Here is a 25,349-nt window from a genome sequence, read left to right as displayed (position 1 = left end):
GCTGGCTAATGATTAGATCCAATATATTGTTCGACCTATTTGATAGGTTTGACGACTTAGTGAGGTCGACATGGAATTGCGTCATCTGCGGTATTTCATCGCGGTCGCCGAGGAACTGCATTTCGGTCGCGCCGCGCAGCAACTGGGCATTTCCCAGCCGCCACTGAGTCAGCAGATTCAGGCCCTGGAACAGGAGGTCGGTGCCCGCTTGTTCGATCGCAACAACAGACGGGTCGAGTTGAGCGAGGCCGGGCGGCTGTTCCTGGAGGAGGCACGGCAAGTGCTGGCGCAAGTCGAACGGGCGGCCGATGTCGCGCGTCGGGCCCAGCAAGGCGAACTGGGCGAGTTGAAGATCGGCTTCACCTCTTCGGCGCCCTTTACGTCCCGTATTCCAAAGGCGCTGCGTACGTTCCGGCAACGATTTCCGGCTGTGCACCTGGATCTCAAGGAGATGAGCAGCCGTGAGGTGGCGGACGGGATATTCGACGCCACGCTCGATATCGGGTTGATGCGACCGATGCCGTTGCCGGAGGGATTGATCGTCACGCCGCTGTTCCATGAGCCCTTGATCGCCGTGCTCAATGCGACTCATCCCCTGGCTGCGAGCGAGGAGGGGCTCTCGATGACGGCACTGGCCGAGGAGCCTTTCGTGTTCTTTCCTCGCAGTTATGGCAGCGGGCTGTACGCCCAGTTGCTGAGCCTGGCCCGCCAGGCTGGATTCACGCCGCGCATCGCTCAGGAAGCCGGGGAAGTGATGACGATCATCGGGCTGGTCGCTGCAGGCTTGGGCGTGTCGGTGCTACCGGCGTCCTACCAGCGCATGCGCATCGAAGGTGTGGTCTACCGGACGCTGACCGACGAAGGTGCCATGAGTGCTGTCTGGCTGGTGCGACGTCAGGGCGCCTTGTCTGCCATGGCCAATGCATTCGTGGAGTTGCTCGCAGGAGGAGAGAAGATCGAGGAAGCTGGCAATGCGTCCAAGCGCTACGACGGAACAGACAGGGCGACAGTCGATGCAGAGTAAACCGATCCGCACGGAGGATGACCTGCAGGCAGCTTTTCAGCGCCTCGAAGCGATTTTCCAAGCCGAGGCAGGTACGCCAGACGCTGACGAAATGCAGCGCTTGGTCACCTCGATCGAAGCGTATGAGCGCCAGCACTATCCGATCGACCCCCAGACCCAAGCCACCGCGTCTACGCAGCCCTGCACGAAATACGCGGCCTCAGCTTGTCCATGATCAAGCGTCTGCACGACGGCTTGCGGATACCGTACGCTTCTCTGCTGGCCAGTGCATGACCGTTGAGCGCACCGTACGGAGCGTCACGACGAACAACTGATCTCCAGGTGCTTGCCCCACGTCGGCGGCCGCTCGGCATAGGCCTGCATCCCAAGTTGCTCTTCGAAAGGCTTACTCAGCACATGGTGCAACCGACGCACCTCGGTGTAGTCCCCCGCCTCGGCCGCTTCGATGGCCTGTTGGGCCAGGTAGTTGCGCAGCACGTACAGCGGGTTCACCGCATGCATGCGCGCACGGCGGCCGCTCGCGTTGTCCGGCTCACGGGCGCAGCGGGCCAGGTAAGCCTCGCCCCACTGGTCGAAACCGGCCAAGTCGACGAAGTCGTCGCGCACCACGCGCAGGGCTTCGGCCACAGGTTGGTCGCCCAGCTGGCGGAAGAACAGGTGGTAGTCCACGGCGCCTTTCTGCATCAGCTGCAGCAGCCGCTCGACCAGTTCCATGTCGTCCGGCTCGGCGACCGTGAAACCCAGTCGACGGCGCATCAGGTCCAGGTAATGGGTCTGGTACAGCGGCAGGAACAGCTCCAGCGCCTGCTTCAGCGCCTCGACCTCGACGAAGGGCGTGAGGGCCTGGGCCAGGGCGCTGAGGTTCCAGTGGGCGATCGGCACCTGGTTGCTGTAGCTGTAGCGACCCCGGTCGTCGGAGTGGTTGCAGATGAAGTTGGCGTCGAAGTCGTCGAGGAAGGCAAATGGGCCGAAATCGAAGGTGATGCCCAGGATCGACATGTTGTCGGTGTTCATCACCCCATGGCAGAACCCGTAGGCCTGCCAGCGGGCGATCAGCTCGGCGTTGGCTTCGACGATGGCGCGGAACATTGCCAGGCACGGCTGCTCCTCTTGCAGGCATTCGGGGTAGTGGGCCTGGAGCACATGATCGAGCAGGGCCTGCGCCTGTTCCGGCTGACGGGTGTAGTAGAAATACTCGAAATGCCCGAAGCGGATGTGGCTTTCGGCCAGGCGCAGCACCATCGCCGCCGTTTCAGCGGTCTCGCGCCACACGGTCGTGCTCGAGCCGACCACGCACAGGGCACGGCTGCTGGGAATGCCCAGCGCGTGCAAGGCCTCGGAGGCGAGGAATTCGCGAATCGACGAGCGCAAGACCGCGCGTCCATCACCCATGCGCGAATAGGGGGTCGGTCCGGCGCCCTTGAGGTGCAGGTCCCAGTGCTCGCCTGCGTCGTTGACCACTTCGCCGAGCAGCAGCCCACGGCCATCGCCCAGACGCGGCGTGTAACCACCGAACTGGTGGCCGGAATAGACCATCGCGCGCGGATCGGCCTCTTCCCACAGCTTGTGCCCGCTGAACAGCTCGGCGAACAGGGGCGTACCGGCCTCGCTGGGGTCCAGGTCGAGCAGCGCCATTGCCGCTTCGCTGGCCACGACCAGGCGCGGCTCGGCGATCGGCTCGGGCAGGACCTGGGTGGAGAAGGCATCGCCCAGGCGGGCGAAGCGGTTGTCGAACGTCAGTTGATCGAGCGTTTTCAAGGGAGTGCTCCTTAGAGGGTGCGAGGGCGGCCACCGCGACAAGCCCAACGCCCCCCGCACTCACCTGCCCGGTATCGCCCAGCGTCATGTCACCGCGCGTTCATGGTCAATGGACCGAGGTCAGGCCGGTCCGGTGCCATCGATCTGACCAACGTCGCCACCCCGTGCGATCAACTGCTGCCGGGTGCCTTGGGTGTCCATCAGGAACACCTCCACCTGGCGTACCGAGATCTTGATGCCATGGGCGCGGAACTCGCGGTCGATGTAGCGGTTGATTTCGTCGAGCGTCGGGTTGCGGTCGCCCAGGTCGCGCACGTGCATGCGCAGCTCGTGCTCCAGGGCGTTCTCGCCGAAGTTGAGGAAGTACACCAGAGGCTCGGGGTCCTTGAGCACGCGTGGGTTCTCGTGGGCGCCCTTGAGCAGCAGGTCGCGCACCAGGTCCAGGTCCGAACCGTAGTCGATGCCCAGCTTGAGCGTGACGCGGGTGATGGTGTCGGTCAGCGACCAGTTGATCAGTTGCCCGGTGATGAAGGTCTTGTTCGGGACGATGATGTCCTTGCGGTCGAAATCGGTGATGGTGGTGGCGCGGATGCGGATCTTGCTGACCGTGCCCGACAGGTTGCCGATGGTGATGGTGTCGCCGATGCGCGCCGGGCGTTCGAACAGGATCATGATCCCGGAGATGAAGTTGGCGAAGATCTCCTGCATGCCGAAACCCAGGCCCAGGGACAAGGCCGCCACCAGCCATTGCAGCTTGTCCCAGCTCAGGCCGAGGGTCGACAGGGTGCTGACGAAGCCGATGCCGGCGATGGCGTAGGACAGCAGGGTGGTGGTGGCGTAGGCGCTGCCCTGGGCCAGGTTGAGCCGCGACAGCACCAGCACTTCGAGCAGGCCGGGCAGGTTGCCGGCCAGGGCGAAAGTGATGCCGACGATGACCATCGCGCTGAGCAGGTCGCCCAGGCTGATCGGCACCATGCTGGCGGTCGCGCCGGTGCCGCTGGTGTACTCGTAGAGCGTGATGTTGTTGAGGTAGGAGAACACCGTGATCAGGTCCGACCAGACCCAGTACAGGCCCCCGATGAAGCCGCCCAGCAGGGCCAGGCGGATCAGGCGCAGCGACTGCTGGTTGACCTGCTCGATGTCCAGCTTGGGCTCTTCGCTGATGATCTCGCCTTCCTGGCTGTCCTTGGCCGCCTGGCGCTTGCTCAGGGCGCGCTGGTAGGCCAGGCGCCGCGCCGCCACGCCCAGGCCACGCACGAAGGCGGCTTCGATGACCAGCCAGAACAGCAGCAGGTAGAGCGTGTAGATGAGCCGGTCGGTCAGCTTGAGCGCGGTGTAGTAGTAGCCGAAGCACACCGCCACGAACAGCGCGATCGGCAACGCCGTGAAGGCGACGCCCACGGCCTTGCGGAACAGCGAGGCGTCACGGTGCGCCGGGCTGCTGAGCAGCAGGCGGCTGAGCAGCCAGGCCATCAGCGCGTAGCAGGCCAGCACCACGCCGATGCCCAGCACGTCCTCGGCCAGCGCCGACGGCTGGTGTTCGGCCACCGCCACGACGCCGACCAGGGCCAGCACCACCGTGCCCAGCCGGCGTACCCAGCCGCGCAGGAATTCGACCTGGGGCTTGTACCAGCGGAAATGCACCTCGGCCACGCCACCTGGCGAGAGGATACGGTAGGCGGTGTAGAACACCAGCCAGGCCTGGGCCAGTTGCCAGAGCGCCGCGCCCAGGTTGGCGTTCTGTCCGCGCGCGTCGATCTGCAGGGCATAGCCGCACAAGGCCAGGCCGAGCGCGACGGGCAGTGCCAGCAGGATGTTGATCAGGATCGCCTGGGGCGTATGCCACTGGCTATCGCGCTTGAAGTGACCGATGTCCTGGTGCACGGCGTTCAGGCGTTCGTACAGGTAGGTACGCCGCCACAGCAGCGCCGCGATCAGCACCAGCAGCGGCAGGAACAGCAGCGGTCGCTGGGTCAGGCCGTCTGACAGCTCCTTGAACCCGGACGCCCACGGCAGGCTGGCGACTTGGTCGACGAAGCGTTCCGGCACGTAGCGCAGCCATTCCCAGTCCAGCGGTTTATTGCTGGGGATCCAGAACATCTGCTCGTCGAGGGTGGTGCGCAGCCCCTGGGCCGTACTGAGCAACTGCTTCTGGTTCAGCTGCAGGGTGATCGACTCGTTGAGCAAGGCACTGAGTTCGCGGTTCAGCCGTTCGAGCAGGTCGCTGCGGGTGATGGCGACCTCCAGCAGTGCCTTGCGCAGGGCCGGCGTGACCTCTTCTTCCGGTTGCCCGGTCAGCAGGCGCTCGACGTAGCTGCCGGGCGTGCTCATCTGCTCACGTTGCTGGTTGACCTCGAACTGGTACAGGCGGATGTCGGCGATCTGGTCGGCCAGGTCGCGGTCGAGCTTGAGGTGCGGCAGTGCCTGCTTCTGCTTGTAGAGGATCTTCGACAGCAACAGGCTGCCCTTGAGCACGTTGATCTGTTCGTCGAGCGCCTGGTCGGCCTGGGTCAGCACGTCCAGTTGCTGCTTGGTCTGCAGGTTCTGTTGGGTCAGCTCGTTGAGGCGGTCGGTGCTCTTGAGCAGGTAGTCGGACAGGCGCAGGTTGGCGGCGCTTTCAGTGGCCAGCAGTGTACTGCCGCCGGCCTTCTGCGCTTCGATCGACTGTTGGGTGACGGTCTGTTGCGACTGCGCCAGGCGCTTGGCATTGATCAGTGACTGCAAGTCCTGGATTTCCTGCTCCAGGCGCGTGGCGCGCTCGATCAGCAGGTCGTGCCGGGCGTTGCCCAGGTCTTGCAGCAGGCTGTTGCCGGCCAGCTCCTGGCGGCGCAGCAAGGTCAGGGCATTGAGCGAGGCCAGCTCGGCATTGAGCTGGTTGCGCTGGTCGGCGTTGAGCGCCTTGCCGTTGTCCTTGCCCGACTTGAGGCTGCTGTTGATCTGCTGGACGCGGGTCTGGTTGCTGCTGATCTCGGCCTGGGCGCGCTCGGGGCGGGTCTGCGAGTTGATGATCAGGCTGTTGGCTTCCGACAGCGCTTTCTGCAGATCGCCCTGCTGGGTGCTGCGCTCGGCCAGCATCTGTTCGAGCTGGGGCACGCTGGCGTTGGCGTAGCGCTCGGCCACTGCCACGTTCGGGCTCTGCTTGAGCTTGATCAGCGCCTGCTGGCTGTCACGGATCTCGCTGGGGGCCTGGTCGAGCTGCTGTTTGAGTGCGGCGAGCTTGTCCTCGCTGTCCTGCTGGTTGGCCAGCAGCGTCAGGGTCTGTTCGAGCACCTGCTGCAAGGCCTTCTGGTCGGCCTCAGGCAGCTTGCGCTCGGCGATCTTGTCCAGGCTGCCCTGGACGCCTTGGGCGGTGAGCGCCTCGGCGGTCAGGCCGACGGCCGGAAGGGAAACGCACAGCCCCAGGAGGGCTGCGCGGAGAACTGCGCGCAGGGACATAGTCAGGATCTTGCAGAGCGGGGCGGAGAGGGATTCTAGAGGAACAGACCGGGGGTCGGTCGAGCGCCTTCGGGGAATTTGACGCCCACCTTGAGGATCTTGTTCCCCTCCATGGCGGCCACGGTCCACAACGTGCCGGCCCATTCGATCTGGTCGCCCACCACGGGCGCGCCCCCGACCTTCTGTCGGATGAACTGCGCCAAGGGCATCTGTGGATCCTGGGCGTCGAGTTGGAGGCCGTACAGCGCCGCCACGGCGGCCAGCTCGGCATCGCCTTCGAGCACGAAGTCGCCGAAGAAGCGCAGGTCCTGCCCACGTTGAGGGGGCTTGCTGAACAGCTTGCCCAGTGCCGGCAGGTGATGTTCATGACCGATCACGCACAGCAGGTCGTCGACCTGCAGCACCGTGCTGCCCGAGGGGTGCAGCAATTGCTCGCCACGGAACAGCGCCGCGATGCGGGTACCCTCAGGCATCTTCAGTTCGCGCAACGCCGCACCGATGCACCATTTTTCGGCACCCAGCCGGTAGACGAACAGTTCCCACTCGCTGGTGATGTTCACTTCCAGCGCCGAGCGCGAGATCGGCGCCGGGTCCGGCGGTACGGTCACCTTGAGCAGCTTGGCCATCCACGGCAGGCTGGTGCCCTGCACCAGCAACGACACCAGCACGATGAAGAAGGCCAGGTTGAAGAACAGCTGGGCATCCGGCAACCCGGCCATCAACGGGAAGACCGCCAGGATGATCGGCACCGCGCCCCGCAGCCCGACCCAGGAGATGAACCCTTTCTCGCGGCCATGGAAGGCCTTGAACGGCAGCAGCGCGACCGCCACCGAGAGCGGGCGGGCGAAGAGGATCATCCACAACGCCAGGCCCAGTGCCGGCAGGGCGATGGGCAACAGGTCGTGAGGCGTGACCAGCAGGCCGAGGACCAGGAACATGCCGATCTGCGCCAGCCAGGCCATGCCGTCGAGCATGTGCAGGATACCGTGGCGGCTGCGGATGGGGCGGTTGCCCAGCACCAGCCCGCACAGGTAGACGGCCAGGAAGCCGCTGCCGTGCAGGGCATTGGTCAGCGCGAACACGACCAGGCCGCCGGCGATCACCAGGATCGGATACAGGGCGCTGCCCAGGTGAATGCGGTTGACCAGTTGCAGCATCAGCCAGCCACCGCCCAGACCCAGCAGGCCGCCGATCCCGAATTCGCGGATCAGGTGCGTCAGCAGGCTCCAGTGCAGGCCGGTCTGGTGGCTGGCGATCATCTCGATCAGGGTCACGGTCAGGAATACCGCCATCGGGTCGTTGCTGCCCGATTCGATCTCCAGGGTCGCCGTGACCCGTTCGTTGAGGCCCTTGCCGCCGAGCAGCGAAAAGACCGCAGCGGCATCGGTGGAGCCGACGATGGCGCCGATCAGCAGGCCCTGGATCAGGCTGAGGTCGAACAGCCAGGCCGCCGCCATGCCGGTCAGGCCGGTGGTGATGAGCACCCCGACCGTGGCCAGCGACAACGCCGGCCACAAGGCCACGCGAAAGCTCGCCACCCGAGTACGCAGGCCGCCGTCGAGCAGGATCACCGCCAGCGCCAGGTTGCCCACCAGGTAGGCGGTCGAATAGTTGTTGAAGATGATGCCGCCACCGTCCACGCCGGCGACCATGCCGACCGCCAGGATGATCACCAGGATCGGGATGCCCAGTCGCGACGACAGGGAGCTGACCAGGATACTTGCACTCACCAGCAAAGCGCCGATCAAGAACAGGCTGTTGATGGTGCTCGCATCCAAATGCAGGTACTCCGTGCAGGTGTTGACGGGAAAGACCTGATTGACAAGCAGGTCGTGTACCAATCGATTCTAACCTGATGAATTGATGAGGTGTAAGGGGCGGGGGCAACGAGCTGCAGGGGGCAAGCTGCAAGAAAGGCAGGCGTCATCGCGTGTTGGCGAAGGCCGGGGTTGGCCGATCGGCCGTTGTCGCTGGTAAGCCAGCCTACAAGACTTCATGCAGGCTGCCGAAGTCTTGTAGAGGGGTGCGGCATCTGGCCGGCAAGACGGATCGAGGCGCCTGCTAGCGCCCTCGATCCACAGGCGTGCTCAGCCCTGCGCGACCTCGCGCATCGCCTTGCCCTTCACCGGTGCGCCGTCGGCCACGTAGTACTTGGCCGTGCTGCGGGGCAGCGGTGCGCGGTTGCGAATGCGGTCGGCGATCTTCTCGGCGATCATGATGGTGGTCGCGTTGAGGTTGCCGGTGATGATGATCGGCATGATCGAGGCATCCACCACGCGCAGGCCCTGCATGCCATGCACGCGGCCCTGGCCGTCGACCACGGCCATGTCGTCGTCGGCATCGCCCATCTTGCACGAGCAGGACGGGTGATAGGCGGTTTCGGCATGTTCGCGGATGAACTTGTCCAGTTCTTCGTCCGTCTGCACGTGCTCACCCGGGCTGATCTCGCGACCGCGGTACTGGTCGAGCGCCGGCTGGGCCATGATCTCGCGGGTCAGACGAATACCGTCGCGGAATTCCTGCCAGTCCTGCTCGGTGGCCATGTAGTTGAACAGGATGCTCGGGTGCTGGCGCGGGTCTTTGGACTTGACGTGCACGCGACCGCGGCTCGGCGAGCGCATCGAGCCCATGTGCGCCTGGAAGCCATGCTCCTGGACGCCCTTGCTGCCGTTGTAGTTGATGGCCACGGGCAGGAAGTGGTACTGGATGTTCGGCCATTCGAATTCAGGACGGCTGCGAATGAACCCGCCTGCCTCGAACTGGTTGCTGGCGCCGATGCCGGTGCCGTTGAACAGCCATTCGGCGCCAATGGCCGGCTGGTTCCACCACAGCAGCGACGGGTACAGCGACACCGGCTGGGTGCAGGCGTACTGCAGGTACAGCTCGAGGTGGTCCTGCAGGTTCTCGCCCACACCCGGCAGGTCGTGCACGACCGGGATGTCGAGGCTTTCGAGCAGTGCACGTGGACCGACGCCGGAGCGTTGCAGCAACTGCGGCGAAGCGATGGCGCCGGAGCTGACGATCACTTCCTTGCGGGCGCGGGCCTCGATGCGTTCTTCGCTGTCGCCGACCAGGTAGGACACACCGATGGCACGCTTGCCGTCGAACAGGACGCGGTCGCTCAACGCGTGCGTGACGATGGTCAGGTTCGGACGCTTCTTGGCCTGGTCCAGGTAACCGCGCGCGGTGCTGGAGCGGCGGCCGTTCTTGGTCACCGAACGGTCCATCGGCCCGAAACCTTCCTGCTGGTAGCCGTTGAGGTCGTCGGTACGGGGGTAGCCCGCCTGCACACCGGCTTCGACCATGGCGTTGAACAACGGGTTGTTGCCGGCCTTGGGCGTGGTCACGCTGAGCGGACCGTCGCCACCGTGGTAGTCGTTCGGGCCGATGTCGCGGGTCTCGGCCTTGCGGAAGTACGGCAGGCAGTCGAGGTAGGTCCAGTCTTCCAGGCCTGGCAGCTTGGCCCAGCCGTCGAAGTCCATGGCGTTGCCGCGGATGTAGCACATGCCGTTGATCAGCGACGAGCCACCCAGGCCCTTGCCGCGACCACACTCCATGCGGCGGTTGTCCATGTGCGGCTCGGGATCGGTCTCGTAGGCCCAGTTGTAGCGGCGACCCTGCAGCGGGAAGGCCAGGGCGGCCGGCATCTGTGTGCGGAAGTCGAAGCGGTAGTCCGGGCCGCCTGCCTCGAGCAGCAGCACGGTGGTACCGGCGTCTTCGGTCAAGCGCGTGGCGAGGGTGTTACCGGCCGAGCCGGCACCGACGATGATGTAATCATATTCCATGACGTTTCTCCGAAAGGGAGCGGCAAGTGTCCAGCGTCGAGCTGCAAGCAAGGCAGCTGCGCGACACTCGCGAATGAATGGGGCCGTCAGGGTCGGCGAGAAGGCCGCCAACCCTGGCTTGCAGCTTGTAGCTAGCCGCAGGCAGCGATCGCTCAGAACACCGACGCGTAGTCGCCCAGCTCGACCTGCACCGACTTGATGCGGGTGTACTGGGCCAGGGAGCTGATGCCGTTCTCGCGGCCGACACCGGACTGCTTGTAGCCACCGACCGGCATTTCGGCCGGCGATTCGCCCCAGGCGTTGATCCAGCAGATGCCCGCTTCGAGCTTGTGGATGATGCGGTGGGCGCGGCTCAGATCCTGGGTGCAGACACCGGCGGCCAGGCCGTAGTCGGTGTCGTTGGCGCGGCGGATGACTTCGTCTTCGGTCTCGTAGCTGAGGATGCTCATGACCGGGCCGAAGATCTCTTCCTGGACGATGGTCATGTCGTCGCGGCAGTCGGTGAACACGGTCGGCGCCACGAACGCGCCCTTGGCCAGGTCGCCCTCTTGCAGACGCTCGCCGCCGCACAGCAGGCGGGCCCCTTGCTCCTTGCCCTTGGCGATGTAGCCCAGCACGCTTTCCATGTGGGCGAAGCTGACCAGCGGGCCGAAGTTGGTGTTCTCGTCCTCCGGGTTGCCGACGCGGATCCGCGCCACGCGTTCGAGGATCTTGGCCTCGAAGGCCTCCTTGAGCGACGCCGGTACGAACACGCGGGTGCCGTTGGTGCAGACCTGACCGGAGCTGTAGAAGTTGGCCATCATCGCGATGTCGGCGGCGCGATCCAGGTCGGCGTCTGCACAGACGATCAGCGGCGACTTGCCGCCCAGTTCCATGGTGACTTCCTTGAGCGAGGAGCTCGAGGCGCTGGCCATGACCTTCTTGCCGGTGGTGGTGCCGCCGGTGAAGGAGATCTTCTCGATGCGCGGGTGCTCGGTCAGCAGGCCGCCCACGTCGCGACCGCTACCGGTCAGGACGTTGAACACGCCAGCCGGCAGGCCGGCTTCGGTATAGATCTCGGCCAGCTTGAGGGTGGTCAGCGAGGTGACTTCGCTCGGCTTGAAGATCATCGCGTTGCCGGCGGCCAGGGCCGGTGCGGACTTCCACAGGGCGATCTGGATCGGGTAGTTCCAGGCACCAATGCCGGCGGTCACGCCCAGCGGCTCGCGGCGGGTGTAGACGAACGAGCTGTCACGCAGGGGGATCTGCTCGCCTTCGATGGCCGGCACCAGGCCTGCGTAGTACTCGAGCACATCGGCGCCGGTGACGATGTCGACGTAGCGGGTTTCCGAGTAGGACTTGCCGGTGTCGAGGGTTTCCAGCAGGGCCAGCTCGTCGTTGCGCTCGCGCAGGAGGTCGACGGCCCGGCGCAGGATGCGCGAACGCTGCATGGCGGTCATTGCCGCCCAGACCTTCTGGCCGCGCTCGGCGCTTTCGACCGCACGCTCGACGTCAGCTTCGTTGGCCCGCTGCACGTGGGCGAGCACTTCGCCCGTGGCCGGGTTGATGGCTTCGAAGGTGGCATCGGTGCTGGCGTCGACGTAACCGCCGTCGATGTAGAGTTTTTGCGTTCCGAAACGGGCCATAGTGTCCTCGCAAGTGCAATGGGGTGATGACTAGCCGCGTCGCGCGCACGCCCATGTGGCGTTCACGTCGCGCGGTGCTCCAGCCGCTAGGGTCGTTTGCCCCGAGTCCTGCTGGGTAGCCAGTTGTAGATCCATGTATTGATAAGCGATGCGTACTGCCTGATCGGTGTCGAACGAGTCGCCCGACAGCGCACCGCGCAGCCACAAGCCGTCGATCAGCGCTGCCAGGCCGCGGGCTGCGACACGTGCCTGATCCAGGGGCAGCACACGGCGGAACTGGCAGCACAGGTTCGAGTACAAGCGGTGGTCGTTGACGCGCTGCAGCCGATGCAAGGTCGGCTGGTGCATGCTCGAGGCCCAGAAGGCCAGCCAGGTCTTCATGGCCGGTCCGTTGACCTGGCTGGCGTCGAAGTTGCCTTCGATGATCACCTTCAGGTGCGCGCGCGGGCTGTCGTCCGTCAGGGCCCGACGCCGCTGCGCGACGCCCTCGTTGAGCATGCTCAGGATGTGGCGCATGGTCGCTTCGATCAGGCCGTTCTTGTCCCGAAAGTAGTGACTGATGATGCCGTTCGACACGCCGGCCAGGCGGGCGATCAACGCAATGCTGGCATCTCCCATGCCGACCTGATCCACCGCCATCAAGGTGGCGTCGATCAATTGCTGACGACGAATGGATTGCATACCGACCTTGGGCATCTCGTACTTCTCCTCAGGCCTGCGAGCGGGCGGCAAGCCGCTATCTCGACGAAGACCAGTCTATTTTGTTTTGATTGAACGTTCAATCAATAAAGAATAAGCTCTGCGACAATTTGTGCCATTGACAGATGTCAATGACGTCCAAGACGGCCCAGATGAGTGCGATGAAAATCGTGCAAGCCTTGTGATACGTGGCGTTGACAGGCCCGAGCAGCAAGCGGAACAGCGCGTCCAGACGGTCATCGACCGCACGACAAACGTTCCGAGCGTACCGGGAAGGGTCAAGGCATCACGCGATACAGCGCAGACACTCGATTTTCGGATCCTGTTTATAACACGTGAAGCTGTGGGGCTATTGCACCTATGGCTCGACCCTGACTGTTAGCCTTCCCTTGCGCCTGCCCGGAGCTTTCGTGCCATGAGTTCTGCCTCCCTTACCAAACCCCCCGCCGAGCGGGTACGGGTAAACAGCGTGGTGTTCTACACCTCCGCGCTGCTGATCCTGTCACTGACCGTGCTGTTGATTGCCGTACCTGACACCGCAGGCCGCCTGCTGGGCGTGGCCCAGTCCTGGCTGACCCGCTCGTTCGGCTGGTACTACATGCTGGTGATCTGCGGTTACCTGATGTTCGTCGTCGCCCTGGCGTTTTCCGACTTTGGCAAGCTCAAGCTCGGTGGCAAGGACGACCACCCGGACTTCAGCTATGGCGCCTGGGCCGGCATGCTGTTTTCGTCAGGCATCGGTATCTCGCTGCTGTACTTCGGCGCCTCCGAGCCGCTGGACCATTACCTGAACCCGCCGGAGGGCACGCCGGGAAGCCTGGAGGCCGCACGTCAAGGGCTGCAACTGACGTTCCTGCACTGGGGGCTGCACGGCTGGGCCATCTATGCCCTGGTCGGTCTGGCCGTAGGCTACTTCGCCTATCGTCACAACCAGCCCCTGGCCTTGCGCTCGGCCTTGTTCCCGCTGTTCGGTGAACGCTGGGTCAAGGGCGGGGCAGGGCATGCCGTGGACATCTTCGGCATGTTCGTGACCTTGCTGGGCCTGGTGACCAACCTGGGCATCGGCTCGATGCAGGTGGCTTCGGGGCTGGAGTACCTGTTCGGCATGGACCACAGCAAGACCAACCTGCTGGTGGTCATCCTGGTCATGAGCGGCGTGGCGACCATCGCCGCGGTCTCCGGCGTGGAAAACGGCATCCGCCGCCTGTCCAACCTGAACATCGTGCTGTTCAGTGGCCTGCTGCTGTTCGTGCTGATGAGCGGCCAGACCCTGCACCTGCTCAACGGCTTCGTGCAGAACATCGGCGACTACCTCAATGGTTTCGTACTCAAGACCTTCGATCTCTATGCCTACCAGCCCGACGGCGCCCAGTCCGAGCGCTGGCTGGGCCTGTGGACCGTGTTCTACTGGGCTTGGTGGATCTCCTGGGGCCCGTTCGTGGGCATGTTCATCGCGCGGATCTCCAAAGGCCGTACCGTGCGCGAACTGGTCGCGGGCGTGTTGCTGATCCCGCTGGGCTTCACCCTGGCCTGGCTGTCGATCTTCGGCAACACCGCGCTGGATTTGGTGATCAACCAGGGGGCCGTTGAGCTGGGCAAGACGGCGGTCGAGCAGCCGTCGATGTCGATCTACCACCTGCTGGAATACTTCCCGGCCGCGCGCATCGTCGTGGGCGTGGCGGTGTTCGTCGGCTTCGTGCTGTTCCTCACCCCGGCCGACTCCGGCGCGGTGATGATGGCCAACCTGTCCTGCAAGGGCGGTCATGTCGACGAGGACGCGCCCAACTGGCTGCGGATCTTCTGGTCGGCGGTCATCACCCTGGTCACCATCGGCCTGCTGTTCGCCGGCAACTTCGAGGCGATGCAGACTATGGTGGTCCTGGCCGGCCTGCCGTTCTCGGTGGTCCTGGTGCTGTTCATGTTCGGTCTGTACAAGGCCATGAAGCAGGACGTGCAGATCGAGCAGGAGCGTGCCGAGCTGGCAGCCCGTGGCCGTCGCGGCTTCAGCGAACGGCTCACGCAGCTGGACTTGCAGCCGACGCAGGCGGTGGTGCAGCGTTTCATGGACAAGCATGTCAGCCCAGCGCTGAAAGAGGCCGCCGCGCAGCTGGGTGCTCTTGGCTACACGGTCGAAAGCCGGTTGGGTCAGTCCCGTGCCTTGATGGGGCTGCGGGTGATGATGGACGAGGGGAACCCGTTCGTGTACGAGGTGAGCCTGGACGGTTACCAGGCCCCCGTCGGCGACGTGCCGTTCGACGCGGAGCCGGAGGTGCGCCAGCGCTTCTACCGCGCCGAGGTCTACTTGCACGATGGCAGTCAGGAATACGACCTGATGGGCTTCAACAGCGAGCAGATCGTGCGCGATGTGCTGGATCAGTTCGAAAGTCACCGCCAGGTGCTGGGACGCGTGTACAGCTGACGCGTCCTGAAAGCCCGCTCGTCAGGGCGGGCTTTTCACGGTGCTGGGCCTGCACCGGCCGCCGCGCGCAGACTGTCTTATGTACCGCCGGCCGCCTCGGGTCGCTTCGTAGCGTGTAGCGCTTCTATAGACGGAGCCCTGCACATGACCTACCCAACGGATGTCGTACCCGATTACCGAAGCGCCGTGGCCGCCGAATTCGCGGCGCGCCCCACCTTGCGTCAGTTGCTCGCGCAGCAGGCACTGGCCGTGCTCAGCGAAGCGCACCCCATGGTGGCTGCGGCTGGCCTGCCGGATGCAGAGCCGCTCGTATTGCTGATTCCCTCGCTGTCCCAGGAATCCCGAGCGTCGTTGGTAGAGACCTTGCTCAACGCGTTGTCGCAAGGGATGTCACTGGAGCACTTGGGCGGGAAGGACGGTGAGTTTCGAGTGGTTTCAAGCCCCGAGCACCCTTTCCGCGGTGCCCAGGGACAGGCGTTCGACGACGCGACGTCCGTCAGCGTGCAGGTGAACACCCTCGATGAGGTTGTGCAGACGCTCATCGACACCTTCTGCCAAGCCCAACTGAAGTATTGGGCTGCACCAGGCCGCCTGGGGGTCAGTCGCGACCTCTGGTTGCAATTGACGCTCAAGTCGGCCCTGCTGAAGAACCTGCCCTTGCAGGATCTGGATACACGACAGACGGAGTGCCTGCTTGCTGTACTCCGGGGTGGTGCCAAGCGTCCGGCGGTCTTTGCCGTCGAAGCCGAACTCCAGAGCGAAGGAGCGTCCCAGCGCGTGATGGCGCCCAACCTGTTGATCAGCGGCGAGTACGACGACCGCCGGGTGCTGCTGTGGTGCGCCCCTTCCAGCACGGTGCAGGCGTTCGATTCGTTCGAAGCCTTCGCCCAGCGACTGTGCGATGAGCTGGCCGAGCGCTACCGGTTCGAAACGCTGACCTGGCATCGTTACGAGCTGGAAGGCGATGTCTTCGCCCAGCAGACCGCCCTCATGCTCGACAGTCTGTTGCAGGCGGTGCGCAGCGTCGCCTACTGGCAAGGCACCGACCCCAGCGCCCTGGAGGCGCACTTCTCACAACTGACCGATCCAGCGTCGTTGTTCATCGAGGGCTATCGGATCGAGCCCTCGCACACCCTGGCCCTGCCGCCGGGTCTCCGAGCGGTGACGGCTGCGGACGGGTTCATGTGCCAGGATGCGTTGTTCGAACTGGCGCTGGCACAGGCCGAATCAAGGGGCTGCACGTCCCGCGATCAGCTCCAGAGCCTGCACGCATACGCTCGACAGGCACTGCGCGAGGCGTTGCTGGAGGACTACCCCGATGAGGCCAACTATTTCCCGGACGACCTGCTCCTGACCCTGAGCCTTGCGCGTGGCACGCCAGGCGGTGCTGCCGCAGGGCCTGGCGACAGCCACGTCGACACGTTCGAAATGACCCTGACCGAGTATGCCATCGGTGACCGTGGAGAGGCCCGGGGCGCCACGTTGAGCGCGGTCGCTCACCGCGAAGGTCAATTGATCATGCCATGGCTGACGCTCGACTACCTCGAGTCCCTGGTCAGCCGAGTGGACATCGGCAGGGTCTACCCGGCCTACGTGGCACGCACCATGGACGCGCCCGATGGCAGGTCCGAACGCATCGAGTGCTTCGCCAGGGAATGGCGCAGTGCGCTGCTGTTCAGTGCCTTGGAGGGCAAACTGAAGGGAACGCTCGATGCGGTAGCCCTGCAGTGCGTGACCGACTACTGCCGTGGCTGGGTCGACCCTGAGCTGCCAAGGGCTGCGCTGATGCCACTGGCGTTCAAGTCGGATGCCGAGACGGACGACGTCGATGTGGTGCGTGGCATGTATGTGCTGTTCTGCGTCGAGCCCACCCGAGTGCTGCTGTACCGGCCGTTCTACAAGCATGCCTCGCTCATGGTCTTCGAGACGTTCGACGCACTCGTGTCCGCGATCGCGCGCGAGGGTGCCTTGCAGGCCAGCGTACTGGACTGGCTTCCTGACCAGGCGCGGCGTGTCTACGACGAAGGGGGATTCCTCGAGCCGCACCGGCTGACACCGATCCTCGACGAGGCTGGTTTCCTGTTGCCGGTGAAGCCTGCCGTGCTGCACAAGCAGCTGTGGACAGACGAGGTGGATGCACGGCTCTACGAAGCCAACCGCGATGTGCTGGTGATGCTGGCTGACCGCCAGTCATGGTCCAATGCGGAGAAGCACTGGGCCTCGCTGATCGAAGGGGCGTGGCTGCTGTTCGACGTGGTCAGCCTGGTGGTGCGCGGTCCGGCTGCGACCGTGGCCTGGCTGGTGCAAGGTGTGGCAGCGCTGAGCCAAGACCTGCCGGCGCTGACACAAGGCACCGCCGCGCAGCGCTCGGCAGCCGTGGTCGACCTGATCGTCAACCTGAGCACGGCCGTGGCCCACCTGAGACTTCCCCCTGACATGCCCGCCCCTCTGCCGCCTGTGGCATCGCTGAAGGTCGGTGCGCTGGCCAGGCCTGAGGTCAGCGTTCCACGCAGCGAGCCCCTCGTGCAGGCAGGACGTGTCGAGGCTTCGCAAGCGCTAGCCGACAGGCCCGAGACGAACCTGGATTTCTCTTGGCGTGGCGCTCAAGGCTTCAACGGCCTCACACACGTCCAGCGCGTGCGGCTCAGGGGCATGCGTTCGTCCATCGATCTGCGCGACGCACCCGAGCAGGCGGGTGTGCACACGGTTGGCGATCGACGCTACATCTCGATGAGAGGTGATGTGTACGAGGTCCTGGTGTCTCAGGCAGGCGTGCGCATCGTCGACGCCAACGGGGAGACAGGCCCCTGGCTGCAGCGGACCGCCGACGCCTGGCGCGTCGACTCGACATTGGCGCTGCGCGGCGGCATGCCCAAGAGCCGGGTCGAGCTCAGGCGGGAGCAGAATCGGGCTCGCCTGACGGCGCTTAAAGAGCAGGAAAGCGCCTTGACCGGGCAGCGCAATGCACAGGCCAGGGTGTTCGAAGCGCACCGGCACCAGTTGCTGGAGAAGGGCAGACGCATCGACGAACTGGAAGCGGTGGCGCATCCAGACACATTGCAGGCACGTGAACTGGCGTTGCTCAGGGACCTGCACCAGCGGATCCAGGAAACCCTGGTGTACGACATGGAGACGCTGATCGACCTCGACGTGCAGATGGATCGGTTGGTGGGCGAGATCTTCGCCCTCAGGCATGTCGACGCCACCCTGGAGGAGGCCATCACCCTACACCGCAGGACGGTGCGCCAAGAGTTGATCCGGGACTACAAGCTGCTCTACAACGAATTGGTGGATCTCATCAACACGGCGAGTGCGCAGGCACTGGGCGATGCCGTGGCGATCCTGCCCGAAGGCGAGGCCGAAATCGAACAGTACAATCGCTTCCACGCGACGTTGGAAAAGGTCGTGAAATGGGAATCGACCATGGTCAGCACCTCCACGGCGTTCGACCGTCTACTGGAAGAGACGCTCAATGATGCATCCATCAGCTTCAAGGACGTCAACACCGGCGCCAAACTGGACAAGGTCGCCTACCTGAACCAGGTCATCGAGCTACGCAAGGCCAATGCCGTGGACCTGGAAGTGCGTTTGCTGCTGGACCTGGGAGAATTGTGCCTCGATCGCCTGGCGGCAAGCGATGAATCGACGCTGAAGGCATTCCACGCCTATCTGGCGGGCGAGGCACTGCAAAGTGCCGGCGCTGCCCATGGCGAGCTGGCCAGCAGTGAACTGAGCGTGGAGGAGCGTATCAGCGTGCTCAGCAGTGCGCTGGAGGCTTATGAGGAAACGGCCGCCTCGGCGGATTACCTGAGCAGTATCTCGACCCCCGTGGTCCGCCTGGACACGCTCAAGCATTACCGCGACGTGCTGGACCGGCTCAAGGACATGGCCGAGCGTGAACTGGCGCAAGCCGTGCGCGAGAAAGAGCTTGCCATGCCACGCACTCGCCAGCCCGTGGTCTATGCCCGCCGAGTCGGCAAGCGCCGGGTGGTCAAGACCCAGCGTGGGCGTAGCGTCGTCGGGACCGAAGTCGAAATCGACGGTGTGCCCGTGGTTCAGCAGCGTGACGCGCGTACCGATCATGTCATCAAGACGTTCCGGCGCCAGGGGTCGCAGTGGCTGGAGGAGGTAAAGCCGGGTGCGGAGCCGACGTCCGACCTGCCTGAACCCGCTCAGGAGCCTGACGTCCTGCGCCAGCGCGGTAGAGCGCTGCTCGGTGAAGTCGAGTCGGTCGTCCGCCTGGCTCGCCAGTACGTCAGGTCGGATGAGCCGCACGGGTTGTCCTCGATCGTCGACCTGCATGTCGACAAGTTGCAGGACATTCAGGCCAGGCTGCCCCGCACCGACCAGGACGCGACCCTGCATTCGGAACTGAGCGACGGTATCGAACGCTTGCAGGACACGCGCCGCGATCTATTGGTCGGTCTCTATCTGGCCACCAGTCACCCCTCGGCCAGCAGCTTGCGCTTCCTGCTCGAAAACGACGTCGTGGGCATCGAGCGCGCCGGGCCCCGTAAACGGCTATCGGAGCATGACTATCTGGACGTGTACGAGATCCGACGTAAACCGGCCGCCGCTCAGGCAAAGGGCAGTGGTTTGTGGGAGGCGCATTTCCATTATCCGGAGGCGACCACGCCCAGGCGTGCGTTCAGCAAAGGCCACCTGAAGCTCTGGTCTCAGCGCAAGCTGGGCCGTGAAGCCCAGTTGCGCGCGGCGGCCACCGGCAAGGACTTGCTGGCCGTCTACCGGGGCGATCTCCGGCCCAGCGAAGTCGAAGGGCTGATACCCTTCGATTGACACGGGCGCCTCTGCATCAGCGACCTGGATAAAGACCCTGTCGGCCATGGGCCGGCATGGCCAGGTTGCTGCGCTGCGCGATCATCTGATGAAGGTCGATCCACGTCACACCCTGGCGCTCGAGCAAGGGCAGCTCTCGTTCCAGCACCTCGAGGGTCTGGGGGTAGGGGTGCCCGATCAGCACGGCGGAGCCTTGTCGGCGTGCCAGTGCGATGCCTTGATGCAACTGCGCCGCGATGGCCTCCGGCGTGCGTACGTCATCCAGGAACACATCGCGCGAGACGTGTGCCAGGTCGACGGCCTGTGCCTTGGCCGCCGCCACCGTGGCCGCGCTGGTGCGGCTGTCGACGAAGAACAGGCCACGGCGTTGCAGCTCGCCCATCAACCGGGCCATCGGCTCGGGCTGCGAGGTCATGCGACTGCCCATGTGGTTGTTGAGCCCGGCGGCGTAGGGCACCTTCTCCAGGGCCCGTGCCAGGCGCTCGGACAGCGCATCGGTCGCCATCCCTGGGTGCCAGGCATAGGGTCCGGTCGCCGGGTCCATGGGCATGTGCAGGATCACGGTCTTGCCGGCCGCATGAGCCTGGCGGGCGAAATCGGAGGCGTGCGGGGTGTCCGGCATGATCGCCAGGGTCACCGGCCCCGGCAGCGCCAGCACCCGGGCGTCACGCGCGACGTTCTGCCCGAGGTCATCGATGATCAGTGTCAGGTACGCCTTGTCCGGCGCTGCCTGGACGGCGGCGACCAGCAGCCAGCCCAGGACGAACACGAGCATACGCATGGGCGCAGTCAGGCGCCCTTGGTGATGTTCAGGCCCTTGAGCAGGCTCAAGGCCTGGCTCAGCTGGAAGTCGTCGTCTTGCGGACGTTCCTTGCGCGCGGCCCCCGATGGGCGATCGGCGCCACCGTTGCCATTGCCCAGATGGCCTTGCAGGTCGGCTTCCTTGAAGTTCTCGGTGTCAGCCTCGGCAGTGAGCTTGGCCTGGCGCACTTCGATGTCCGGCACGATGCCCTGGGCCTGGATCGAGCGCCCATTGGGCGTGAAGTACAGGGCCGTGGTGAGTTTCAGGGCGCGGTCGTTGTTCAGTGGCAGCACGGTCTGCACCGAGCCCTTGCCGAAGCTGTCGGTGCCCATCAGCACGGCGCGCTTGTGATCCTGCAGGGCGCCGGCGACGATCTCCGAGGCCGAGGCACTGCCGCCGTTGATCAGCACCACCAGCGGCACGCGCTCGCTGGCGTCGGCCGGGTCGGCCGAGAAGCGCAGCTCGGAGTTGGCGATCCGGCCCTTGGTGTAGACGATCAAGCCCTTGGTCAGGAAGTGATCCGCCACTTCGACCGCCGATTGCAGGACGCCACCTGGGTTGTTGCGCAGGTCCAGCACGATGCCGCGCAGCTTCTTGCCATTGTCCTTGCGCAGCTTGGCCAGGGCCTTGCCGACCTCTTCGCCGGTCTTGACCTGGAACTGCGTGATGCGGAGGTAGCCGTAGTCGCTCTCCATGAGCTGGCTCTTGACGCTCTTGACCTGGATCACGGCGCGCGCCAAGGTCACGTCGAACGGGTTGCTGCCGTTGCGGATCAAGGTCAGGGTGATCTTGTCGCCGATCTTGCCGCGCATCTTGTCGACCGCTTCGGTCATGGACTGACCACGCGTGGGCTGGCCGTTGATCTTGACGATCAGGTCCCCGGCCTGGATGCCGGCGCGCGAGGCGGGCGTGTCGTCGATCGGCGAGACGACCTTGATGAAGTTGTCCTCCATCCCGACTTCGATGCCCAGCCCTCCGAATTCGCCGCTGGTGCTTTCCTGCAGCTCCTGGAAGTCTTCCGGGCCGAGGTAGGCCGAGTGGGGATCGAGGTTGCTGAGCATGCCCTTGATGGCGTTTTCCAGCAGGGTCTTGTCATCCACCGGCTCGACGTAGGCTGCCTTGATCCGGTCCATTACCTCGGCGAACGTCCGCAGCTCGTCCAGCGGCAGGGGCCCCTGGGGCGTGGCTTCGGTGGTCGGCGCGGCAACGCGAGCCGCAGGCTCGGCGGCCAGCAACGCAGGCGCGCCGACAGCCAAGGCGACGGTCAGGGCCAACTGGGAAAGGCGAGGCGAATGCAGCATGTCGAACGAACTCCTGATCCTGGTAGCGCCCCCCTGGGGAGCATCGGCGCCGTCAACCGACATTGCGCCGCACGATGAACGAACCGCCGTTAGCCTCGACACCACTGGGTCGGGTCCGTTGGACGGCCTTGCTGACGGATCGCGAAGTACAAGCCCGCGCTTTCCTGCCCACCGCTGTCGCCGACGGTGGAAATGGCTTCACCTGCCTTGACGATGTCACCGGCGCTCTTGAGCAGGCTCTGGTTGTGACCATACAGGCTCAGGTAGCCGTTGCCGTGGTCGAGAATGACCAACAGCCCCGCGCCACGCAACCATTCGGCGAACACCACCCGGCCTCCATGCACGGCGCGGACTCGCGTGCCGACCGGGGCGCCGATCATCACGCCGTCCCACTTGGCCCGGACGTCGCCGCCGCGTGCATCGCCGAAACGTGCCAGCAGTCGACCATCGACGGGCCATGGAAGTTTTCCACGGGCGGCAGAAAAAGCCCCGCCGTAACTGGCGCCGCCACTGCTCACCACAGGACCGCTGGGCGGACGCGGCGTAGCAGGCGTCGGTGCCGTGTCCGGGGTGTCGCGTTGGGCCTGGGCCTGGGCGCGGGCCTGTGCTTCGCGCTGACGGCGTTCGGCCTCTTGTTGGGCGAGCAAGGCACGCTGGCGCGCCTCTTCGGCTTCGCGGGCCTGGCGCGCCAGGGTTTCTTCGATGGTCTTGAGCACCTTGCCCAGCTCGGCCTGATCCTGCTGGCGCGCCTGAAGCTTCTGGTCGCGGTCCTTCATGTCGGCGTTGAGCTTGGCCAGCACCTGGCGCCGCTCGCTGCGCACGGCTTCGAGCTCCTGGCGTCGACTGTCGAGGTTGCCGCGTTCGGCCAGCAGTTGCGCCTGTTGCCGGGCGATGTCCTGTTCGACGCCGGCCAGTTGCTTCAACGTCTGGTTGAAGGCATGCAGCTGCGCCAGGCGGGCCTTGCTCAGGTAATCGTAGTAGGTCAGCGTGCGGGCGAAGCGCTCGGGGTTCTGCTGGTTGAGCAGCAGCTTGAGGTATTCCTCACGGCCGTTCTGATAGGCCGAGCGCGCCTGGATGGCGATCAGGCGTTGCTGTTCGAGGCGGGCGGACTGGAGTTTTTTTTTCTCGAGGTCAAGGCGCTCCAGTTCGCCCTCGGTCTTTTTTAGCGACTCCTGCAGGGCCTCCACCTGCTTTTCCAGCGTGCCGATGTCGGTTTCGGTGGCCTTGAGGTCTTTCTGCACCCCGGACTTTTCTGCTTCCAGCTTACGCAGGACCTTCTGCAACTCGACGATATCCTGGCGTGTGGCGTCCAGCTGCTGCTGGGTCTGCGCGCGTTCGTCGGCGAAGGCCGGGCTCAGCAGGCAGGTCAGGGCTAAGGGGATGAGGGCGCGACGCATGGGGTGAGCTTACCGGGGATGGAGATCGACCTAGTATGCCCGCCATGGCGCACAAAAAAAATGCTTGCCGGGCGTCATGACACGGGGAATGCCGTCACCCACCGGCATCGGCGGCCCAGGCCGCCTCTGCTGGCAGGCGAAAGCCGCGCTTCAAGCGTCGATCAGGATCGACGTGCCGGTCATCTCGGCCGGCTGTTCCAGGCCAAGCAGCTTGAGCATGGTCGGCGCCACGTCTGCCAGGACGCCGCCCTCGCGCACCTTGAGGGGGCGCTTGCCGACGTAGATGAACGGCACCGGCTCGGTGGTGTGCGCGGTATGCGCCTGGCCCGTACTTTCGTCTTCCATCTGTTCGACGTTGCCATGGTCGGCAGTCACCAGCGCTTCGCCGCCGACCTTGTCCAGTGCCTCGACGATGCGCCCCACGCAGGTGTCGAGCGCCTCGACCGCCTTGACCGCCGCCGCGAACACGCCGGTATGCCCGACCATGTCGCCGTTGGCGTAGTTGACGATGATCACGTCGAAGCGCTGCTGCTCGATGGCTTCGACGATACGGTCGGTGACTTGCGGGGCATTCATTTCCGGTTGCAGGTCATAGGTGGCGACCTTCGGCGACGGGATCAGGATGCGCTCTTCGCCTTCGAACGGTTCCTCGCGGCCTCCGGAGAAGAAGAAGGTCACGTGGGCGTACTTTTCGGTCTCGGCGATGCGCAGTTGGGTCTTGCCGTGCTTGGCCAGGTACTCGCCCAGGACGTTGTCCAGGCTGGCCGGTGCGAAGGCGGCCGGTGCCGCGATCTTGGCCGAGTACTGGGTCAGGCCGATGTAGACCGCGAGCCTGGGCAGGCGTGCCCGTGGGAATTCGTTGAAATCCGGCTCGACGAAGGCGCGCGACAGCTCACGGGCGCGGTCGGCGCGGAAGTTCATGAAGATCACCGCGTCGCCATCCTCGACCGTGACCGCTTCGCCGATCCGGGTGGCCTTGACGAACTCGTCGCTCTCGTCCCGTGCGTAGGCCGCTTGCAGGCCGGCCAGCGCGGTGTCGGCGCTGTAGTCGGCGGCGCTGTCGACGATCAGGTTGTAGGCCGCGCTGACGCGGTCCCAGCGGTTGTCGCGGTCCATCGCGAAGTAGCGACCGATCAGGCTGGCGATGCGGCCCTTGCCCAGGCGGGTGAAGGTGGCGTCCATCAGCTCGATGGACGCCTGCGCGCTGCGTGGCGCGGTGTCGCGACCGTCGAGGAAGGCATGCAGGTAGATCGTCTCGGCGCCGCGCTGGGCGGCCAGCTCGACCATGGCGACCAGGTGGTCCTGGTGGCTGTGGACGCCGCCGTCCGACAACAGACCAAGCACATGGACCGCCTTGCCGGCGCTGACGGCCTTGTCGACGGCGCCGGTCAGCACCGGGTTCTCGAAGAATTCGCCGTCGCGGATCGCCTTGGTGACGCGGGTGAAGTCCTGGTACACGACGCGCCCGGCGCCCAGGTTCATGTGTCCGACTTCGGAGTTGCCCATCTGCCCGTCCGGCAGGCCGACGTCCATCCCGGAGCCCGAGATCAGCCCATGGGGCAGGGTGGCACGCAGGCGATCGTAGACCGGCGTGTTCGCGGCATGGATGGCGTTGTACTCGGGGCTCTCGCTGTGCCCGAAGCCATCCAGGATGATCAGGACCAAGGGTTTGGGCGTACTCGTCATCGGATCCCACTCACAATTGTCAAAGAGGATAAGGACACGCATTTTAGGGCAAATTCACCAGGGCTGACGAACATTCGTCCCGTGAGCCGCCGATCAGGTCGATCCGCCAGAGCATGACAAGATCTTTCCAGGCGCCCATCGGGCTTTGGTGGGTCAGGAGCGATGTGTATACTGGCCGGCATTTTCACTCGCCTGGAACACCCTTCGATGGTTGCCAACCTGATTCAATTCGCTACCAATCACCTGCTCTTGGTGGCGATCTTCGTCGTTCTGCTGGTCCTGCTGCTGGTCAACGAAATGCGTCGCGGCGGTCAGAGCCTGAGCAACGGTCAGCTGACCGCGCTGGTCAATGCCGACAAGGCCGTGGTCATCGACATCCGGCCGGCCAAGGAATACGCCGCAGGCCACATCGTCGGTGCCCTGAACATCCCCCAGGACAAGCTCCTCGGCCGCGTGGGCGAGCTGGAAAAGCACAAGGCCAAGACGCTGATCCTGGTCGACAGCATGGGCCAGCACGCCGGTACGCACTGCCGCGAACTGCTCAAGTCCGGCTTCACCGCCGCCAAGCTCAGTGGCGGCGTGTCCAGCTGGAAAGCCGACAACCTGCCTTTGGTGAAGTGA

General features: G+C 64.8%; 14 protein-coding genes and 1 pseudogene. 5 read left to right on the top strand and 10 right to left on the bottom strand.

Annotation, left to right across the window (positions count from 1 at the left end):
- The first annotated feature begins 70 nt into the window (after window positions 1-70).
- Together G7007_RS13150 and G7007_RS22220 are read left to right on the top strand one after the other, a co-directional pair.
- Window positions 71-1,024 (top strand): LysR family transcriptional regulator, encoded by a 954-nt coding sequence (locus G7007_RS13150; protein ID WP_181102372.1) that lies wholly within the window; start codon window positions 71-73, stop codon window positions 1,022-1,024.
- Window positions 1,014-1,297 (top strand): annotated as a pseudogene (locus G7007_RS22220) (helix-turn-helix domain-containing protein). Before G7007_RS13150 ends, G7007_RS22220 begins: the two are co-directional and overlap by 11 nt.
- Before the next feature lie 24 nt (window positions 1,298-1,321).
- On the opposite strand, the gene selO reads toward G7007_RS22220, so the two are convergent.
- The 6 genes from selO to betI form a co-directional block, all read right to left on the bottom strand.
- Entirely contained in the window at window positions 1,322-2,782 is a 1,461-nt protein-coding gene (gene selO, locus G7007_RS13145) for a protein adenylyltransferase SelO (protein ID WP_181102370.1), read from the bottom strand.
- 120 nt (window positions 2,783-2,902) lie between these two features.
- Window positions 2,903-6,217, bottom strand: a complete 3,315-nt coding sequence (gene mscK, locus G7007_RS13140) for a mechanosensitive channel MscK (protein ID WP_181102368.1) — start codon at window positions 6,215-6,217, stop codon at window positions 2,903-2,905.
- Window positions 6,218-6,252: 35 nt separating this feature from the next.
- Window positions 6,253-7,995 (bottom strand): potassium/proton antiporter, encoded by a 1,743-nt coding sequence (locus tag G7007_RS13135; RefSeq protein ID WP_181102366.1) that lies wholly within the window; start codon window positions 7,993-7,995, stop codon window positions 6,253-6,255.
- Window positions 7,996-8,304: 309 nt separating this feature from the next.
- Window positions 8,305-10,002 carry a choline dehydrogenase gene (gene betA, locus G7007_RS13130; protein ID WP_181102364.1) on the bottom strand — a complete coding sequence of 566 codons (1,698 nt, stop codon included), beginning with the start codon at window positions 10,000-10,002 and terminating at the stop codon, window positions 8,305-8,307.
- 152 nt (window positions 10,003-10,154) lie between these two features.
- Complete coding sequence (gene betB, locus G7007_RS13125) at window positions 10,155-11,627, bottom strand: betaine-aldehyde dehydrogenase (protein ID WP_181102362.1); 1,473 nt, start codon at window positions 11,625-11,627, stop codon at window positions 10,155-10,157.
- A 30-nt stretch (window positions 11,628-11,657) separates the two neighbouring features.
- Window positions 11,658-12,323 (bottom strand): transcriptional regulator BetI, encoded by a 666-nt coding sequence (gene betI / locus G7007_RS13120; RefSeq protein WP_258198569.1) that lies wholly within the window; start codon window positions 12,321-12,323, stop codon window positions 11,658-11,660.
- A 418-nt stretch (window positions 12,324-12,741) separates the two neighbouring features.
- Here betI and betT point away from each other — a divergent pair, with 418 nt between their 5' ends.
- Window positions 12,742-14,745, top strand: coding sequence for a choline BCCT transporter BetT (betT, locus tag G7007_RS13115; protein ID WP_181102360.1), 2,004 nt, complete (start codon window positions 12,742-12,744; stop codon window positions 14,743-14,745).
- Between the two features lie 144 nt (window positions 14,746-14,889).
- Window positions 14,890-19,542, top strand: coding sequence for a DUF6543 domain-containing protein (locus tag G7007_RS13110; protein ID WP_181102358.1), 4,653 nt, complete (start codon window positions 14,890-14,892; stop codon window positions 19,540-19,542).
- 16 nt (window positions 19,543-19,558) lie between these two features.
- Here the strand turns inward: G7007_RS13110 and G7007_RS13105 are convergent, their stop codons facing one another.
- The 4 genes from G7007_RS13105 to gpmI all read right to left on the bottom strand — a co-directional run bounded on the left by G7007_RS13105 (window position 19,559) and on the right by gpmI (window position 24,728).
- A complete protein-coding gene (locus G7007_RS13105) occupies window positions 19,559-20,323 on the bottom strand; it encodes a divergent polysaccharide deacetylase family protein (RefSeq protein ID WP_181102356.1) in 765 nt (254 codons plus the stop codon).
- A gap of 8 nt (window positions 20,324-20,331) precedes the next feature.
- Window positions 20,332-21,645 carry a S41 family peptidase gene (locus tag G7007_RS13100; protein ID WP_181102354.1) on the bottom strand — a complete coding sequence of 438 codons (1,314 nt, stop codon included), beginning with the start codon at window positions 21,643-21,645 and terminating at the stop codon, window positions 20,332-20,334.
- 89 nt (window positions 21,646-21,734) lie between these two features.
- Window positions 21,735-23,042 (bottom strand): murein hydrolase activator EnvC family protein, encoded by a 1,308-nt coding sequence (locus G7007_RS13095; protein WP_181102352.1) that lies wholly within the window; start codon window positions 23,040-23,042, stop codon window positions 21,735-21,737.
- Window positions 23,043-23,192: 150 nt separating this feature from the next.
- Window positions 23,193-24,728 (bottom strand): 2,3-bisphosphoglycerate-independent phosphoglycerate mutase, encoded by a 1,536-nt coding sequence (gene gpmI, locus G7007_RS13090; RefSeq protein ID WP_181102350.1) that lies wholly within the window; start codon window positions 24,726-24,728, stop codon window positions 23,193-23,195.
- 207 nt (window positions 24,729-24,935) lie between these two features.
- Between gpmI and G7007_RS13085 the strand changes: the two genes are divergently transcribed.
- On the top strand, window positions 24,936-25,349 hold the full coding sequence (locus tag G7007_RS13085) for a rhodanese-like domain-containing protein (RefSeq protein WP_181102348.1): 414 nt from the start codon (window positions 24,936-24,938) through the stop codon (window positions 25,347-25,349).

Source organism: Pseudomonas entomophila (assembly GCF_013523125.1).
In the GTDB taxonomy this organism is placed as follows: Bacteria; Pseudomonadota; Gammaproteobacteria; order Pseudomonadales; family Pseudomonadaceae; genus Aquipseudomonas; species Aquipseudomonas entomophila_B.
Note: the sequence above shows the minus strand (reverse complement) of the source record. Positions and strands in the feature narration are given on the sequence as shown.

Excerpts from the sequence above, each read along its gene's own strand:
- G7007_RS13150 (WP_181102372.1), top strand. The coding sequence starts at position 71 with ATGGAATTGCGTCATCTGCGGTATTTCATCGCGGTCGCCGAGGAACTG.
- mscK (WP_181102368.1), bottom strand. The coding sequence starts at position 6,217 with ATGTCCCTGCGCGCAGTTCTCCGCGCAGCCCTCCTGGGGCTGTGCGTT.
- betA (WP_181102364.1), bottom strand. The coding sequence starts at position 10,002 with ATGGAATATGATTACATCATCGTCGGTGCCGGCTCGGCCGGTAACACC.
- betB (WP_181102362.1), bottom strand. The coding sequence starts at position 11,627 with ATGGCCCGTTTCGGAACGCAAAAACTCTACATCGACGGCGGTTACGTC.
- betI (WP_258198569.1), bottom strand. The coding sequence starts at position 12,323 with ATGCCCAAGGTCGGTATGCAATCCATTCGTCGTCAGCAATTGATCGAC.
- betT (WP_181102360.1), top strand. The coding sequence starts at position 12,742 with ATGAGTTCTGCCTCCCTTACCAAACCCCCCGCCGAGCGGGTACGGGTA.
- G7007_RS13110 (WP_181102358.1), top strand. The coding sequence starts at position 14,890 with ATGACCTACCCAACGGATGTCGTACCCGATTACCGAAGCGCCGTGGCC.
- G7007_RS13105 (WP_181102356.1), bottom strand. The coding sequence starts at position 20,323 with ATGCGTATGCTCGTGTTCGTCCTGGGCTGGCTGCTGGTCGCCGCCGTC.
- G7007_RS13100 (WP_181102354.1), bottom strand. The coding sequence starts at position 21,645 with ATGCTGCATTCGCCTCGCCTTTCCCAGTTGGCCCTGACCGTCGCCTTG.
- G7007_RS13095 (WP_181102352.1), bottom strand. The coding sequence starts at position 23,042 with ATGCGTCGCGCCCTCATCCCCTTAGCCCTGACCTGCCTGCTGAGCCCG.
- gpmI (WP_181102350.1), bottom strand. The coding sequence starts at position 24,728 with ATGACGAGTACGCCCAAACCCTTGGTCCTGATCATCCTGGATGGCTTC.
- G7007_RS13085 (WP_181102348.1), top strand. The coding sequence starts at position 24,936 with ATGGTTGCCAACCTGATTCAATTCGCTACCAATCACCTGCTCTTGGTG.